General features: G+C 59.7%; 14 protein-coding genes. 7 read left to right on the forward strand and 7 right to left on the reverse strand.

Going from position 1 to position 16,565, the window contains the following annotated elements:
* Nucleotides 1-705 precede the first annotated feature (705 nt).
* Genes MSNKSG1_RS02435 through MSNKSG1_RS18635 form a run of 3 tightly spaced genes read right to left on the reverse strand, consistent with a single transcriptional unit; the run spans nucleotide 706 to nucleotide 3,060 of the window.
* Nucleotides 706-1,899 carry a BaiN/RdsA family NAD(P)/FAD-dependent oxidoreductase gene (locus MSNKSG1_RS02435; RefSeq protein WP_008937650.1) on the reverse strand — a complete coding sequence of 398 codons (1,194 nt, stop codon included), beginning with the start codon at nucleotides 1,897-1,899 and terminating at the stop codon, nucleotides 706-708.
* 43 nt (nucleotides 1,900-1,942) lie between these two features.
* A complete protein-coding gene (locus MSNKSG1_RS02440; RefSeq protein WP_008937651.1) occupies nucleotides 1,943-2,746 on the reverse strand; it encodes a PhzF family phenazine biosynthesis protein in 804 nt (267 codons plus the stop codon).
* A complete protein-coding gene (locus tag MSNKSG1_RS18635) occupies nucleotides 2,743-3,060 on the reverse strand; it encodes a hypothetical protein (protein ID WP_008937652.1) in 318 nt (105 codons plus the stop codon). The genes MSNKSG1_RS02440 and MSNKSG1_RS18635 overlap by 4 nt, the downstream gene beginning before the upstream one ends.
* A 201-nt stretch (nucleotides 3,061-3,261) precedes the next feature.
* Here MSNKSG1_RS18635 and MSNKSG1_RS02450 point away from each other — a divergent pair, with 201 nt between their 5' ends.
* Entirely contained in the window at nucleotides 3,262-4,674 is a 1,413-nt protein-coding gene (locus tag MSNKSG1_RS02450; RefSeq protein WP_008937653.1) for an aminotransferase-like domain-containing protein, read from the forward strand.
* Here MSNKSG1_RS02450 and MSNKSG1_RS02455 read toward each other — a convergent pair.
* The gene (locus tag MSNKSG1_RS02455) at nucleotides 4,650-5,324 is read right to left on the reverse strand and encodes a response regulator transcription factor (RefSeq protein WP_008937654.1); all 675 of its coding nucleotides are present in this window, start codon (nucleotides 5,322-5,324) and stop codon (nucleotides 4,650-4,652) included. The genes MSNKSG1_RS02450 and MSNKSG1_RS02455 overlap by 25 nt on opposite strands.
* A complete protein-coding gene (locus MSNKSG1_RS02460; protein WP_040886573.1) occupies nucleotides 5,317-6,822 on the reverse strand; it encodes a sensor histidine kinase in 1,506 nt (501 codons plus the stop codon). The genes MSNKSG1_RS02455 and MSNKSG1_RS02460 overlap by 8 nt, the downstream gene beginning before the upstream one ends.
* Before the next feature lie 152 nt (nucleotides 6,823-6,974).
* Here MSNKSG1_RS02460 and MSNKSG1_RS02465 point away from each other — a divergent pair, with 152 nt between their 5' ends.
* The 5 genes from MSNKSG1_RS02465 (at nucleotide 6,975) to MSNKSG1_RS02485 (ending at nucleotide 12,599) form a co-directional block, all read left to right on the forward strand.
* Nucleotides 6,975-8,603 (forward strand): acyl-CoA synthetase, encoded by a 1,629-nt coding sequence (locus MSNKSG1_RS02465; RefSeq protein WP_008937656.1) that lies wholly within the window; start codon nucleotides 6,975-6,977, stop codon nucleotides 8,601-8,603.
* Between the two features lie 255 nt (nucleotides 8,604-8,858).
* Nucleotides 8,859-9,692, forward strand: coding sequence for a metal-dependent hydrolase (locus MSNKSG1_RS02470; RefSeq protein ID WP_008937657.1), 834 nt, complete (start codon nucleotides 8,859-8,861; stop codon nucleotides 9,690-9,692).
* 109 nt (nucleotides 9,693-9,801) lie between these two features.
* On the forward strand, nucleotides 9,802-10,752 hold the full coding sequence (locus tag MSNKSG1_RS02475; protein WP_008937658.1) for a DegV family protein: 951 nt from the start codon (nucleotides 9,802-9,804) through the stop codon (nucleotides 10,750-10,752).
* A 144-nt stretch (nucleotides 10,753-10,896) separates the two neighbouring features.
* A complete protein-coding gene (locus MSNKSG1_RS02480) occupies nucleotides 10,897-11,931 on the forward strand; it encodes a hypothetical protein (RefSeq protein WP_008937659.1) in 1,035 nt (344 codons plus the stop codon).
* Between the two features lie 38 nt (nucleotides 11,932-11,969).
* Entirely contained in the window at nucleotides 11,970-12,599 is a 630-nt protein-coding gene (locus MSNKSG1_RS02485) for a LysE family translocator (protein WP_008937660.1), read from the forward strand.
* A 74-nt stretch (nucleotides 12,600-12,673) separates the two neighbouring features.
* Here MSNKSG1_RS02485 and fdxA read toward each other — a convergent pair whose 3' ends face one another.
* Together fdxA and mutS are read right to left on the reverse strand one after the other, a co-directional pair.
* Nucleotides 12,674-12,997, reverse strand: coding sequence for a ferredoxin FdxA (gene fdxA, locus MSNKSG1_RS02490; protein WP_008937661.1), 324 nt, complete (start codon nucleotides 12,995-12,997; stop codon nucleotides 12,674-12,676).
* Between the two features lie 164 nt (nucleotides 12,998-13,161).
* On the reverse strand, nucleotides 13,162-15,795 hold the full coding sequence (gene mutS, locus MSNKSG1_RS02495) for a DNA mismatch repair protein MutS (RefSeq protein WP_008937662.1): 2,634 nt from the start codon (nucleotides 15,793-15,795) through the stop codon (nucleotides 13,162-13,164).
* 105 nt (nucleotides 15,796-15,900) lie between these two features.
* On the opposite strand from mutS, the gene MSNKSG1_RS02500 reads away from it, so the two are divergent.
* A complete protein-coding gene (locus MSNKSG1_RS02500) occupies nucleotides 15,901-16,413 on the forward strand; it encodes a CinA family protein (RefSeq protein ID WP_008937663.1) in 513 nt (170 codons plus the stop codon).
* Nucleotides 16,414-16,565 lie beyond the last annotated feature (152 nt).

The following is a 16,565-nucleotide window of genomic DNA, read 5'->3' on the forward strand; positions in this document are numbered from 1 at the left end:
ATTATTTTGAGGAAGGAATATTTTATTATAAGGTGCTTATTAATTTTGCTCTAAATAATTACGAATTTAATATTTAATAAAAAAATATTTATATGTTAAGTATTTGTATTTCGTGTATTAATTTTATTGTCTATTTGTTTCTTTAAAATATTAATATATTTAGGTTTACGTCTTATATTTCTTTTTGGAATATGGCCTATTTGTTGTCCGAGAAAATTTGATGTGCTTATTGAATTTTGCGCTTTACTTGGGTGAAAAGAGGAGAGGAATTGATGGATGAACCTAATGACTCGGCGAAGTTGAAACGCCTATCAGAGTTGCACGATGAATTTCTGCGATCCCTGAGACCGAATCGCGGGCTCAGATCCATTCATGTTGCTTCAGGGTGTCTGGAATTTGGAGAGTGGTTCCTATCGAGGTGGGATCGAGAGGTCACATCAAGACAGGACTTCGTTTACATTTCGGATGCACATTACAAGCGATCTGGATTTTACGTCGATTATGACAGCATTTTGGGTATCGACTACGACGACTTGGTCGAAGCGCTGATCGGCCAAGGCCGATAACACAAAGTTGCTTCGTGTGCCTTAAAACCTTCCCGCTCGGCATCTGGCCCTCGGAATTGTCCAAAAACAATTATGGATTCTTCTGGTTTGTCTCAAAACAATTACGATTGTCTAAATCTGAATTATTTCAGGTCATGACTCAGGCGTCGTTCCCGGCCGCCACAGCCGACGCCCAGGCCCACTGGAAGTTGTGGCCCCCAAGGTGCCCGGTGACATCGACCACTTCGCCGATGAAGTAGAGATCGGGCCGGTTCAGGACGGCCATGGTCTTTGACGACAGCTGGCGTGTGTCCACGCCTCCCAGCGTGACCTCCGCCGTTCGGTAGCCCTCTGTACCTGAAGGCTTGATGACCCAGTCTCCCAGCGTTTGTGCGACCCGCTCGATGTCCGCATTCTTGAAGGATTGCAGGGGGCCGCTCCAGCCGGATAACTCATTGAATGCCTGTGCAAACCGTTTCGGAAGGTGCTGATTCAGGTAGTGCACGACAGTGGCCTGGGGCTTTTGCCGGCGCAGGGCCATCAGGTCGTCCTGGATCTGGCAGGTTGGTAGCAGGTTGATGTCGAGGCTGTCTCCGGGGTGCCAGTAGCTGGAAATCTGGAGCATGGCCGGGCCACTCAGGCCCCGGTGCGTCACCAGCATCGGCTCCCGGAAGTGTTGCCCTTCGCAACTGACCTCGACCGGGCAACTGATTCCCGCCAGCGGGGCCAACTGCTCCCTGAGCTCCGGCTGGAGGGTGAAGGGTACCAGTCCGGCGCGGGTCGGCAGGACAGTAAGACCAAATTTCCGGGCCACGTCGTAGCCGAACCCGGTCGCGCCCATGGTGGGGATCGAGAGCCCGCCGGTGGCAATGACCAGGGACTGGCAACGGAGCTTGCCGGAGGCGGTTGCGATGACGTACCCATCCCCGGACTCCATGATGCCTGTGACCGGGGTCTTCATACGGATTTGTGCGCCAGCCCAGTCGCACTCTGTCAGCAGCAGGTTCAGGATATCCCTGGCGCTGTCTTTGCAGAACAGTTGTCCCGGTGCCTTTTCCTCGTATTCCACCCCATGACGATCCACCAGTTCGAGAAAGTCCTGGGGCGTGTATCGCTTCAATGCGGAGATGCAGTAGTGGGGGTTGTCGGACAGGAAGTTGGCCGGGGTGCTGTTCAGGTTGGTGAAGTTGCAGCGTCCGCCCCCGGACATCAGGATTTTCTTGCCCGGCTTGTTGGCGTGATCGAGGACAAGCACCCGGCGCCCCCGGTATCCCGTGGTGGCCGCACACATGAGCCCGGCCGCACCGGCGCCGATGATGATTACGTCGTAGTGGGATTCTGGGGATGCCGTCATGACTGCCCGCCGCTGTGAATGAACGGCGGGGAGTATACCAGTCTCAGGGCAGGTGTACGGAACCTTCCATGTAGAACGCGGCCTGGCCGGCGATGTCGACACGATCGCCCTTCAGCTCACAGCGCAGGAGACCGCCACGGGCGGACAGCTGTCGCGCTTCCAGGACCGATTTGCCAAGGACATCGGCCCAGTAGGGAACCAACACGCTGTGAATGGAGCCGGTGACCGGATCTTCATCAATGCCGGCGCCGGGAGCGAAGTAGCGACTGACGAAATCGCAGTCATCACCCCGGGCGGTAATGATCAGGCCCTGGTTGCCCAGCTCCCGGAGTGCGGCCATATCGGGTCGGGCGTCACGCACGGCCGATTCGCTGTCCAGTACCACCATGTCGTTGGTGTCATTCGGCACGTGAAAAGCCCTGTCTGGCGCGCCCTCCAGAGCCTGGTGGATCAGCGGTGGTGTCGGGCGCTCCTCGAAGGCCAGGTTGGGGAAGTCCAGTACCAGCCAGTCACCGTTTTTGCGGACACCGAGAGGGCCGCTACGGGACAGAAACGTCACCTGATCGCGTTCCCATCCGAGTCGGTTAAAGACCACCCAGGCGCTGGCGAGGGTGGCATGGCCGCACAAAGGCACTTCCACGGCCGGAGTGAACCAGCGAATGTGAAAGTCGGCATCGGCCCCGGATGGCAGCCGGACCAGAAACGCGGTTTCCGAGAGGTTGTTTTCCAGGGCGATCGCCTGAAGGGTCGTGTCCGCCGGCCAGCTTTCCAGGGGCATGACGGCCGCCGGGTTGCCACCGAACACCCGGTCCGTGAAAGCGTCGATCTGGTAAATGGGGGTCTTCATCTGTCTGTCTCCTTGGGTGCCCGCTTAGCGTAATGGCGGGCCTTGCATGAGGCAAACCGCTCCAGCTCGGCTGCGCCATAGAGATGAATCTCAGGCAGGGGATTCCCCACCGTAACGATCCAGTGGTCCGGTTCCGCTTGCGTTACTGCGAGTCCCAGATCCGCGAGTTGCTGTCGGGTGGTTGCCTGGCCTTTCATGCCGGCAGGACCGGTCGGCTCAGAGAGAGCCAGCGCGTCCTTGCGATTACCGAAGCGCCTGCGGTAGGCCGTTTGAAGTGGCCGTGCTGATTCCGCCGGGGTGTTTGCAGCTTTCATGGTGAAACTCCTTCTTCGTTGAACCGGATTCCATTGTCGTCCTCCGATGACGGGCATAACAGATTCAGATAATCTTGTATTGAACCGGTACAGTTTTCATTTTTAGGTAACTGTACCGCTTTGTTTGTGCCCGAACTGTACTGCCCGGGCATTGCAGCGATCTGGTGCAATGGCAGGGAGTCCATTCGAAAGGGGAGCGTGATGGGGGTTCTTTACAATCAGATTGCTGATCAGCTTCAGGCACTGATCCTCGAAGGGGTTTATCGGGACGGAGACCGGTTGCCCGGGGTTCGCATCCTGGGCCGGCAATTTGGTGTATCCATTTCAACGGTGCTCCAGGCGCATCAGACGTTGGAAGCGCGGGGCTACCTCGAGGCCCGGGAGCGCAGCGGCTATTTTGTCCGACTGCCGGCCCGGGACATCCCCGAACCGCGAATGCCACGGCACCGCAGCCGTCCGGTCCCGGTCACCGCCCGGGAAATGACGTTGGACCTGTGTGCCGATGAGCAGAAGCAGATGGTGCCGCTGGCCACCGCGATACCCCATCCCGATTACCTGCCGCTGCGGCAGATCCAGCAAAGCACGCTCTGGGCAGCCCGACGGGGCCTGGAGACGCTGGATTATGCGTTCCCCGGCAAGGAATCTTTCCGCCGTCAGATTGCCCAGCGCATGGCAGCCATCGGTGTGCCCGTAACCCCCGATGACATTCTGGCGACCAACGGGGCCCAGGAGGCCATCATCCTGGCCCTGCGGGCGGTGACCGAACCGGGCGATATCGTGGCCGTGGAGTCTCCGTCTTTCCCCGGCATTCTACAGGCCCTGGAGGTGGTGGGCCTGCGGGTGATCGAGATTCCCACCCATCCCTCCGAGGGAATCAGCCTCGATGGATTGCAACTGGCGCTGGAACAATGGCCCCTGAAGGCCTGTGTGGCGGTACCCAATCACAGCAATCCCATGGGGGCCCGGATGTCCGACGAGCGCAAAAAGCAGCTGGTTTCCATGCTGGCCGCCGCCGGCGTGCCTCTGATCGAGGACGATATCTACGGTGATCTCGCACACAACGGACAGCGGCCTCGTCCCGCCAAGGCGTTCGACCGCGCGGACAACGTCATCTACTGCAGCTCGTTTTCCAAGACGGTATCGCCCGGGCTGAGGCTTGGCTGGATGATCCCGGGCCGGCACATGGCCAGTGCCCGGCAGCACAAGTATTTCGTGAACCTGGCAACCTCCTCCATACCCCAGCTGGCGGTGGCGCATTTTCTGGAGCAGGGCGGTTATGACCGTTATCTGCGCGCGGCACGTCAGCATTACCGGGAGGCGACGGAACGTATGCGCTCAGCCGTGGCGCGTTCGTTTCCCGAGGGAACGGCGGTGAGCCGACCCCAGGGCGGCTTTGTGTTGTGGGTCGAGTTGCCGGACGGGGTTTCAGGGACGGCGCTATACCAGCGGGCGAGGGCGGAGAACATCAACGTGGCGCCGGGGCTGATGTTCTCGACGACCCGGAAGTTCGAGAACTGCCTTCGCCTGAACGGAGGAAATCCCTGGACCGAAAGACTGGAAACCGCGGTGTTCAGGCTCGGTGCACTGGCTCAGGAGGCGGTCGTCAGCGACTGATCGTGCCGGCGAAGATCGAGCGGGTCGAGCAGTCCCGCGGCAATGGCGATGCCGGTGACGTCCGGTAGCCGGTCCGCCCCCAGTCGCTTCATGACGCGGGCACGGTACAGGTCGATGGTTTTCACGCTGACCCCCAGCTGGTCGGCGATTTCCCGACTGGTGTAGCCCTTGGCCAGCGGGAGAAAGACGTCCCGTTCCCGGCGGGTAAGGGTGTCAAGCAGTTCGGCAGTGTCAACGCTCGCTCCGCCTGTTGGGTTGGCCGTCTGGTGTTCCTGCAGTGCCTGCTGGACGCTGTCCAGAAGCAGCTGCTCATTGAAGGGCTTTTCGATGAAATCGAAGGCGCCGGATTTGAAAGCCCGGACCACAATGGGCACATCAGCATGGCCGGACACGAAAATGATGGGCACAACCTGCCCCCGTTTCTGCAGTTCTTCCTGCACGTTCAAACCACCCAGTCCCGGCATCCGCACGTCGAGCACAACGCAACCGGCCGTGGCATTCCCCAGTGCGTCGAGGAACTGCCGGCCGTCGCTGTAGGCTTCAACGCGCAGGCCAACCGACTCCAGAAGCCATTGGGTGGACTCCAGCATGCCCGCGTCATCGTCAACAACGTAAACGGTCGGCGGCGTCGGGGTAGCGGATTCAGTCATCTGGGTGTGTCTCCGTAGGTGGATTGGCGGGCCTGGCCGCAGAGGCCGGGAACCGGCAGGTCAGTGTGAGGCCGCCGGTCTCGGCAGGGTAGGCGTCCAGGAACCCACCAAAGCCCTCAATGATCGAGCGGCTCATGGACAGGCCTATGCCCAGGCCCTGGGGCTTGCTGGTATAGAAGGGTTGGAACATCTGACGAATGGCCTGCTCGTCGAGACCGGAGCCTTCATCGGTGACTTCAATCAGGGGTTCACCCTGGCTGTTGATGCTGGAGGCAAGGGTAATCGTTGCGGGGGTGTCACTGGCCGCTTCAGGCGCTTCCCGGGCATCCAGCGTTGCCTCGATGCCATTGCGGATGAGGTTGATCAACACCTGTTCGAGCAGGACCGGGTCGGCGGTGACGATCGGACTGGTCGGGCTGAGCCGCTCCCGCAGACGGATGCCGGCTTTGTCTGCCTCCCAGTGACACAGGCGGGCTACCTCGCTGATTACATCGTTCAGGGCGACCGGTGCGGTTCGCTTTCGGCCTTTACTGAGGAAAGCCCGCAGTCGTTTGATCACTTCTGAGGCCCGGTTGGCATGGTGAATGATCTTCCCCAGGCCGTCGTCGACCCGTTCGAGTGCTTCCGGGCTGTTTTCGGCACTTTTCAGGTAGCGCTGGCTGGCGCTGGCAAAATTGACGATGGTGGCCAGGGGCTGGTTCATTTCATGTGCAATGCTCGAAGCCAGCTCGCCCAGCGTTGCCAGGCGTGCGGCCCGCGCCAGTTCGTCCGCCAGACGCCGGTTGTTTTCTTCCGATTCCACCCGGGCGGTGATGTCCCTCGAGACACTGACGACTTCTACGACCGCGCCGGTGTAGGTTTCACGAATGGCCCGGCTGGCAATCTCGAACCACCGGTGGCTGCCATCCCGATGGCGGATTTCCAGTGTCATGGTGGCATAGCCGTCGTCCCTCAGGCGGTTCCGGGTCTCCGCGAGCCGCTCGCTGATGCGGTCATCGGGGAAGACCTCCTCTAGCGTCCTGTCCCGCAGTTCTTCCGGCCAATAGCCCAGGAGGCGCCAGGAGGCCGGGGTAGCGTCGATGAACCGGCCATCGGGTGCATGCCTGGAAATGAGATCGGTGGTGTTCTCGGTGATCAGCCGGTAGAGCCGGCTGGACTGAATGGCTTCGTCCCGCACCTGCATCTCTCGGGTTGCATCACGACCGCGCAACAGCACCAGGCCCTGTTTGCTGTCGGGGATCAGCGTCCAGACAAGGGTGTGACCGGGAATCCGGGATTCGACATCTTCGATGGCGCGATTCTGCTGCAGGCAGGCCTGAATCAGCGACGTCGTGTTGATCGGCAACAGAGTCTGACTGTTGTCGAGTCCGCAATCGCCGGCGAGCTTCAGGGCGCTTGGATTGGCCTGAAGCACGGTGCCGGCCCGGTCCAGAACGAGGCCCGGTTGCGGGTCGGCGTCATGCAGGCTGAACACGGGGTGGGGGGCTAAGTCCGGCATCAGGTTTAATATAGTGGTTATTCTATAATACGTTGGTTTAGTTTCTAGTATATCTACTATCGAATACTATCGTCGCCAGCGTAATCTTTAGCCATGTTAGCGATTTTACTGAACAGATCACAACAACAACAGTAGACCGAGAGGACCCCATCATGACCTCGATCTTTGAGCAGGGCCTGGCCCCAGTCGATGCCAACTATGCCGTTCAGTCCCCGATTGACTTCATTGAGCGTACCGCCGCCGTCTATCCCGAATTCCCGTCAGTGATTCACGGTGCAATTCGTTACACCTGGGCCGAGACCTACGAGCGTTGCCGCCGTCTGGCATCGGCCCTGGCGGGTCGCGGAATTGGCAAAGGCGATACGGTTGCCGTCATGTTGCCCAATATTCCGGCCATGGTGGAGAGCCATTTCGGGGTGCCAATGATCGGCGCTGTGCTCAACACGCTGAACGTTCGGCTCGATGCCGAGGCAATTGCGTTCATGCTGGAGCATGGCGAGGCGAAGGTTGTGATTGCCGATCGCGAATTTGGCGAGGTCATCCGGGATGCGATCCGGCACCTCGAGCACAAACCCCTGGTGATCGACGTTAACGATCCGGAATACGGCGAGGGCGTTCAGGTCAGCGATCTGGATTACGAAGCCTTCCTGCAGGAAGGGGATCCCCAGTTCCAGTGGCAGTTCCCGGACAACGAGTGGAATGCGATTTCCCTGAACTATACCTCCGGCACCACCGGCAATCCCAAGGGCGTGGTCTATCACCATCGTGGCGCCTACCTGAATGCGCTCGGCAACCAGACAGTCTGGTCGATGGGCATGCACCCGGTGTACCTCTGGACCCTGCCGATGTTCCATTGCAACGGCTGGTGCTTTCCGTGGACGGTCACGGCCATGGCGGGCACCCATGTGTGCCTGCGTCGCGTCGACCCGGAAAAGATCCTGCAACTGATCCGAGATCACCAGGTGACCCACATGTGCGGTGCACCGATTGTTCTGAACGCATTGCTCAATGCGCCTGCGGCCGCGAAGGCGGGCATCGATCATGAGGTCAAGTCCATGACCGCCGGCGCCGCGCCACCTGCCCAGGTGATTGGTGCCGTTGAAGAAATGGGAATCCAGGTCACTCACGTTTACGGTCTGACCGAAGTGTATGGTCCGGTGACGGTCTGCGCCTGGAAATCGGAGTGGGATGAATTGCCCCTGGATCAGCGGGCCCGCATCAAGGCCCGCCAGGGTGTCCGGTATCACACCCTGGCTGGCACCATGGTCGGCGATCCCAACACCATGGAACCGGTACCCCGTGACGGCAAGACCATTGGTGAAATTTTCCTGCGTGGTAACACCGTGATGAAGGGCTACCTGAAAAACCCGACCGCCACCGAGGAGGCTTTCCGGGGCGGCTGGTTCCATACCGGGGACCTGGCGGTGTGGCATGAAGACGGCTACATGGAAATCAAGGACCGCCTCAAGGACATCATCATCTCCGGTGGTGAGAATATTTCCACGATCGAAGTGGAGGACGCCCTGTATCGCCATCCGGCCGTGCTGGAGGCAGCGGTGGTTGCCCGCCCTGACGAGAAATGGGGCGAGACGCCCTGTGCGTTTATCACGCTCAAACCGGAGGCCGGTGAGGTATCGGAGGACGATATCATCGCCTTCTGTCGGGAGCATCTGGCCCGCTTCAAGGTGCCCAAGACGGTCGTTTTCACCGAGTTGCCCAAAACCTCTACCGGAAAGATCCAGAAATTCGTCCTTCGCGGACAAGCGAAAGAGTTGTCGTAACCACAGGCCTCCCGACCGGGAGGCGTACCCCTCTGTGTGTCCTTGGGAGGTCTGGCGGCGCTGGCCCCGCCTCCCTTTTTTGCTTTCTCCTGTCGTACCGCCCCTCCAGCTTTTGTCATTTGATGACAACCTGTTCTGTTTTTGGTCCCCTCTGCTTTTCTGTTCACCTGTCCCGGGAGTAAACTCGACAAGTTGTTCGGTTTTTGGCCATTATTAACGCCACAACAATAAAATTATCAGTGGCAGGAGGCTCACATGACGATCAGTTCCACCCCGGAGGACGTGTCCGTTTCGCCCAGGCACATTCGTTTTGATGTCAGCGAAGATCTCAAGAAACTCTGGCATGGCAACGATGCCTTTCGAACGGCTTTTTTCAATGCTCTGTCCCTGCAATTCCCCGAGGGCGAGCAGCAGTTCATCAGCGCTGTGCGACACTATCGTGATCGGATCGACGACCCCAAGCTGGCCGGTGAAATACGGGGATTTATCGGGCAGGAGGCTCTGCACAGCCGCGAACACAAGGATTACAACGAGGCGCTCAAGGCCCGGGGCTATGATATCGAGGCGATCGACCGGCGCTTCGACCGTCACATGAAATGGGTCCGGAAATTACCGCCCAGCCGGCAACTGGCCGGTACCTGTGGTGCGGAGCATTACACGGCGGTTCTGGCGAATGCGATCCTGAAAAACCCCGAGTGGATGGAAGGCGCGACGCCGACCATGCAACAGCTGTGGCGCTGGCACGCCATCGAGGAAACCGAACACAAGTCGGTGGCGTTTGATGTTTACCGCAACTGTGTCGGTGATGACCGTTTGCGCCGCATTGTCTTCCTTTTTGTGACCTGGAATTTCTTCAAATACACGTTCCTGAATACCTGCAGCCTGCTTCGAAAGGACGGCAAACTCTGGAGTCTGCGCACCTGGCTGGGCGGCCTGAATTTCCTGTGGGGCAAACCGGGCGTCATCCGTCGGTGCCTGCCGGACTTTCTGGCCTATATGCGCCGGGATTTCCATCCCTGGCAGCAGGACAATCGCGCGTTGTTGCGGGAAAACCTGGAGCAGCTGGAGTCGGGGTACGCCGCCAATTGATACGGATACTGAAATTCCCGTCGCCTTGTGTAAAACTGGGCTTCCCCAGAACAATGACAATAAAGGGCATTCCCGACCGAGGAATGACCCGTAGCCGGAGGCAGCCCTTATGCGAGTAGGTTTGATCGTCGATTCCGCTTGTGATCTACCCTATGAGTTCAGTCGCAAGCATGATCTTTTCATCCTTCCCGTCACGGCCAGGATTGATGGTCAGACCTACATTGACGAGCACGATCCGGTACGCACCCAGGAGTTCTATCAGAGCGGTCTCCTTCAGAAGGGACACCAGGCGGAAACGGAAGCCTTCTCGGCTGGGCAGATCCACGATCTGTTCATGGAAAAGATTGTCACCCAGTTCGATGTGGCGATCTGTGAGACGGTTACCCGCAGCCGAAGCCTGATCTATCAGAACGCCACGGAAGCCATGAACAGCGTGCTCTCCAACTATGAGCGCGCGCGATCGGCGGCTGGCCGCGAAGGAAAGTTCTCGATGCGGGTCATCGACAGCCGACAGATTTTTGCGGGGCAGGGACTGCTTGCCGCCCATACCCTGAAACTGATCGATCAGAAGCTCTCGAAAAATGCCCTCAGGCATGAAGTCGAAACCTTTACCGACAAGATCTACACCTGCGTGATTCCGCGGGACCTTCACTACATTCGTGAGCGTGCCCGTCGCCGTGGAGACAAGAGTGTCTCTGCCCTCGTGGCGTTCCTTGGCAAGGCGCTGAATATTACCCCGGTGATTTTCGGGAAGGGCGCGGAAGGGCAGCCGGCGGCCAAAACCCGGAATTTCGACGCTGCGGTGGAAAAGGTCATGAACTATGCGGCTGCTCGCGTTGAAGCCGGTCTGTTGACGCCCTACGTGAGCCTCTCCTGCGGTCTGACCTGGACCGAAATCGAGGATCTGCCCGGCCTGAACCGGCTCCGGGATGCCTGCGAGCGCAACGGTGTTGAGCTGCTGCTTTCCCAGATGGGAATTACCAGCAGTATCTACGTCGGGCCGGGGAGTCTGTGTCTGGCGTTGGCAGCAGAGCCGCATACCTTCAACGATTTTCAGTAACTGACGACTCCTTTCGGCACGCGCTGGCTTGGCTGCCATGCGCGCAGGCCTCAGTAATTTGAGCAAATCCCGCCACGCCGACTTCGTGTTAGCCTCGACTCAGAATTCCACGGACTGCCCGCCGGGCTTGAGGACGGAAACGATATGACCAAATCCACTGGCGCTCTGGCCGACCAGTTGTTCGAAGCGCACGTCAGACACGAGTTGGCGGCCCTGAAGGGCGCCAAGCTGAAGCGGTTTCTTGAAAAGGAGATCGACGGGCTTCTGGATCATGCCGGCCGCATTACGCTGAATCGTGTGGCCAGCGTTGATCGCGTGATGGGTGTCATCCAGCGGATCGTGGTTGAAATGGAGCTGGATGCCGGTATCCCGGAGCTGGCGGCTGAAATGGCCACCGAAGTTCTGAACGCGCCGGTCCAGTCCGAAACCCGACTCGGAGAGATCCTGAGCCGTGAACAGGCGTCCGATTTTCTGGAGCAGGCCCTGGAACTCCGGCAGCAGCGGGAGCGGGTGATCAGTGAGATCATGGCGCATCCGGTGTACCAGGAACTGGTATCCAATGTGGTTTATCACGGCCTGGTGAATTATCTGTACGAGGATAATCTGATTACCCGCTCGGTACCGGGTGTTGGATCCATGATGAAATTCGGCAAGAAGATGGCCAATCGGGCGGTTCCGGGACTGGACGAGACCTTTGAGCGCCGGATCAAGACCTGGCTGGCCGACAGTCTGCCCGGCCTGATCGCCCGTAGCGAGCAGTTCCTGAACCGGGCGCTCAGTGACGATGAGCTGCGGGACAGCGTGATGGCCGCCTGGGTGGCGGTGGAGGATCAGACCGTCTCGGAACTCCGGGAAGGGCTGGGGGATGTCCAGCTCCAGGAGTTTGTCGTACTCGGTTATGAATTCTGGCTGGAATTCCGCAAGACCGGCTATTTCGAAGGCTGTGCCAGGGCCGTCGTGGAACACCTCTTTGCCAAATATGGCGACCGGCCCATTATGGATCTGCTGACGGATGTCGGGGTCACCCGGGAGGTGATCCTCGCAGAGGTGGATGCGTACGCACTTCCGGTGATGGACGTCCTGCGCGAAGAGGGTTATGTTGAGGCCCTGGTGCGGCGCCGGCTGTCGGCTTTCTACAAATCCGCCGCTGCCCGAAAACTCCTTGAACCGGAGGCGTGAGAACGCGGTCTCCGGGCTGTTTTCCGGAGGCTGTTGTCTTGAGTGACCTGTTCTGGGCCTATCTCCTGGCCATCACATTGCTGACCATTACGCCGGGCGTCGATACGCTGCTGGTGATGCGCAATACCGGTCGTGGTGGCCTCAAAGACGGTTGCGTGACCAGTGTCGGGATCTGCAGTGGGCTGTTTATCCACGCTACCCTGTCGGCATTGGGAATCTCGGTGTTGCTGGTGGAGACGGCCTGGGCGTTTCTCCTGCTCAAGGCTCTTGGCGCCTGTTATCTGGTCTGGCTGGGCGTTGCGTCTCTGCGCCAGGCATTGAGCCGCCGGACATCTGACGCTGATCTGGCACAGGTGCCAGCGATGCCCCGAAGCTCACTTACCGGTGCCTTTCGTGAAGGATTGCTGTCGAACGTGCTGAACCCCAAGACGGCGCTGTTCTATATGGCACTTCTGCCCCAGTTCATTGATCCGGCGGGCAACGCTTTCCAGCAGTCACTGGTCCTGGCGTCCGTACATTTCGTGTTGGCGATGGTCTGGCAATGCGGGCTGGCCTGGGTGGTGGTCCGGTTTCGCGGCCTCAGGGCCAGCCAGAAGCTCCGTCGAGCCCTGCATGGCCTGACCGGTGGCTTCTTTGTCGCAATAGGGGCGAAGCTGGCGGTCAGTTGAGCGGGTATCGAAGAACGAAAAAAGGGAAGCCCTCGGGCTTCCCTTTTGTGTCCTGGGAGGGCGCAGTCGGCCTCTCAGCGCTCCAGATACTGGAGCTTGTTGGGCTTGCCGTCCCACTCTTCCGCGTCCGGAAGGGGATCTTTCTTCTCGGTGATGTTGGGCCACTTGCCGGCCAGATCGGCGTTGATCTCCACGAACTGGACCTGATCCGCCGGGAGCTCGTCTTCCGAGAAGATGGCTTCCGCAGGGCACTCGGGCTCGCACAGGGCACAGTCGATGCACTCGTCGGGGTCGATCACCAGAAAGTTCGGACCCTCGTAGAAACAGTCTACGGGGCAGACCTCCACGCAGTCCGTGTATTTGCACTTAATGCAGTTATCAGTAACGATAAAAGCCATAGTCAGATCCCTGGTCTTTGAGTGTTCATTCTCATCAGGAGCCCCAGATCGCAAGCCTCCTGCTTATAATTCGGTGCGCGATATTGTAGGGAGCGCCCTTCAAAGGGGCAAGCATTCGCCTGCTATAAGGTTATTACGCAGGTCAGAATCAGGCCAGCCCCAGGTTATTTTTTCATCAGGCTTTTCAGTTCGTAGAGCTGGTTCAGCGCTTCCCGCGGCGTCAATCCGTCCAGATCCAGCTCCCGCAGCGTCTCTTCCACCACGCTCGGTTCCAATGACGCAAACATGTCGGCCTGAAGAACCGGCTCGCTGACGCGCTGGGTGTCCGAAGAGCCTGCCTTCCTCGCGGGGGGCGTCGGCTCGGGGCCGGTCGCCGGTGCAGCTGGTGACGCGCTGCCCTCAAGGTGTGTCAGCTGGGCTTTGGCGTTACGGATCACATCCTGGGGCACACCGGCAAGCTGGGCAACCTGCAGGCCATAGCTCTGGCTGGCGGGGCCATCGTGGACGTTGTGGAGGAATACGATGCTGTCGTCGTGTTCCGTCGCGGTCAGATGCACGTTGACGGCGTGTTCCAGGTCCTCCGCCAACTGGGTCAGTTCGAAGTAGTGGGTAGCGAACAGGGTGTAGCACCGGATGTCCCGTGCCAGGTGCTCGGCCGTTGCCCAGGCCAGCGAAAGCCCGTCGAAGGTGCTGGTGCCCCGGCCGACTTCATCCATCAGGACCAGACTGTGCTCGGTGGCGTTGTGCAGGATGTTGGCGGTTTCGGTCATCTCCACCATGAAGGTGGAGCGGCCACCGGCGATATCGTCCGAGGATCCCATGCGGGTGAAAATCCGGTCTACCGGCCCGAGCACCGCCCGGTTGGCGGGCACAAAGCTGCCAGTGTAGGCGAGCAGTGCGATCAGCGCGGCCTGGCGCATGTAGGTTGATTTACCGCCCATGTTCGGACCGGTGATGACCAGCATCCGGCGCCTGGTATCCATCAGCAGATCGTTCGGGACGTAGGGCTCGTCCAGGAGCTGCTCCACCACCGGATGCCGGCCCTCCTCGATATCGAAGCCGGGGGTGTCGGTAAACTCCGGGGCAGCAAAACGGAGGGACGTGGCGCGCTCGGCAAAGTTGCTCAGGACGTCCAGTTCGGCCAGCGCCTGGGCGGCGTCCTGCAAGGGGGCCAGCTGTTCGGCTACGGATTCGAGGACCTCGTCATACAGGGCCTTTTCGCGGGCGAGGGCGCGGCTCTTGGCGCTCAGGGCCTTGTCTTCGAATTCCTTGAGTTCCGGTGTGATAAATCGCTCGGCGTTCTTCAGGGTCTGGCGGCGAATGTAGTCGACCGGCGCCTGGTCGGACTGGGCACGGCTGATTTCGATGTAATAGCCGTGGACCCGGTTGTAGCCAACCTTCAGCGTGCTGATGCCGGTTCTTTCCCGCTCCCGCGTTTCCACATCCAGAAGGTACTGGCCGGCGTTCTCGCTGATGTTGCGCAACTCGTCCAGTTCCTCGTCGAACCCCTCGCGGATAACGCCGCCATCCCGGATGACCACCGGCGGGTTGTCGATCACCGAGCGTTCCAGTAAATCTGCCAGTTGCGGGTATTCACCGATGGTGGTGGCCAGTTTCACAACGTGGTGTGAGCTGACCGGCTTGAGCGCGTTCTGCAGGTCCGGCAGGGTTTGAAAAGCGTCGCGGAGCCTGGCGAGATCCCGGGGGCGGGCGGAGCGAAGCGCCACCCGGGCAAGAATGCGTTCGATGTCGCCCACCTGTTTGAGCAGGTCGTGGACCGGTTCGTAATGAAATCCGTCCAGCAGGGCAGAAACGGCCTGTTGGCGCTGGCGAACCACCTCCACGTCCCGGAGCGGTCGGTTCAGCCATCGCCGGAGTTCCCGGCCGCCCATGGCGGTCGCCGTGCGATCCATGACCCAGGCGAGGGTGTGCTGATGTCCGCCCATGAGGTTGGTATCGATCTCCAGGTTGCGGCGACTGGTGGCGTCGAGGATGACGGCCTCCTCGCGGCGTTCCCGGGTTAACTTACGGATGTGGGGCAGGGCGGTACGCTGGGTTTCCTTGGCGTATTGCAGCAGGCAACCCGCCGCACAGATGGCCAGCGGCAGGTCTTCGCAGCCGAAACCGGTCAGATCCCGAACCTGAAGCTGCTGGGTAAGCACCCGATGGGCGGTATCGGATTCGAACAGCCAGGGACCCTGTCGACGGATGCCGGTGAAGCCCTCCAGAATATCGGCGTACGGAAAATCTTCGCTGATCAGTATCTCAGCCGGCCTGAGCCGCTGCAGCTCGCCTTGAAGGGCATCGAGGTCGTCGAGTTCGGAGACGGAGAAGCGGCCGCTGGAAATGTCCAGGGAGGCGAATCCGAACCGCTCCTTGTGGTTGTAGATGGCCGCAAGCAGGTTGTCTCGCCGGTCCTCGAGGAATGCTTCGTCACTGAGCGTGCCGGGTGTGACGATCCGGACGACCTGCCGCTCCACGGGCCCCTTGCTGGTGGCGGGGTCCCCGATCTGCTCGCAGATGGCGATGGATTGACCCGCGCGAACCAGCCGGGCAATGTAACTTTCGGCCGAATGGTAAGGGACGCCTGCCATGGGAATCGGATTTCCGCCGGATTGCCCGCGGGCGGTCAGGGTGATATCCAGAAATTCGGCCGCCTTTTTGGCGTCTTCGTAGAACAGTTCATAAAAATCCCCCATCCGGTAGAAGACCAGCTCGTTCGGATGCTGCCCCTTGATCTTCAGGTACTGCTGCATCATGGGCGTGTGCTTTGAGAGATCGGTCTGCGCTGCTGACATGAGTGGTCCGGTCTGCCTTGGATTGGATGGAGGCGTGAATTGTAAGAAAATAACGCCGGCGATGAAATGAAGCGTTTCGATAAACCCTTCCCCGAGGAGAGCGATATGTCAGTGAGTGACCAGGACCTTGAGCAGGCGGGTTTGCGGCTCGGCAAACTCCTGGACAGCCAGCGACGTACCATTGCCACCGCTGAAAGCTGCACCGGCGGCTGGGTGGCCAAGGTGCTGACGGATCGCCCCGGCTCTTCCGCCTATGTCATGGCCGGGCTGGTGACCTACAGTAACGGTGCAAAGCAGTCCTTGCTGGGGGTTAAAACAGAGACGCTGGACACCCACGGTGCGGTCAGTGAGCCGGTGGTTCGGGAGATGGTGACCGGCGCGGTCAATGCAGCGGGCGTTGATGTCGCAGTGGCCATTAGTGGTGTCGCCGGCCCCGGTGGCGGCAGTGAGGAAAAGCCGGTGGGGACGGTCTGGTTTGCCTGGGGCTCCGGCGGGGCCAGTACGGAAGCTGCTGTCCGGCATTTTCAGGGGGATCGCGATCAGGTGCGTCGCCAGTCGGTTCTGTTCGTACTGGAGGCAGTAACTGAGTACCTCGAGCGGACTTCGTCGGTTTCTTGATTCGCTTCACGCGGGAGGGGTTGGTCTCCTCATCCGCTTATGTTTTAATACTGTTCAAATATACAGGAAATGCACTGGGTAGCTCCGGTGGTTTCCTTCCAGATTCCGCTGTCGGTCTTCTGAAAAGGACTGGCAGCCCCGGCGACGAGGGT

Source organism: Marinobacter santoriniensis NKSG1, from assembly GCF_000347775.1.
Taxonomy (GTDB): Bacteria; Pseudomonadota; Gammaproteobacteria; order Pseudomonadales; family Oleiphilaceae; genus Marinobacter; species Marinobacter santoriniensis.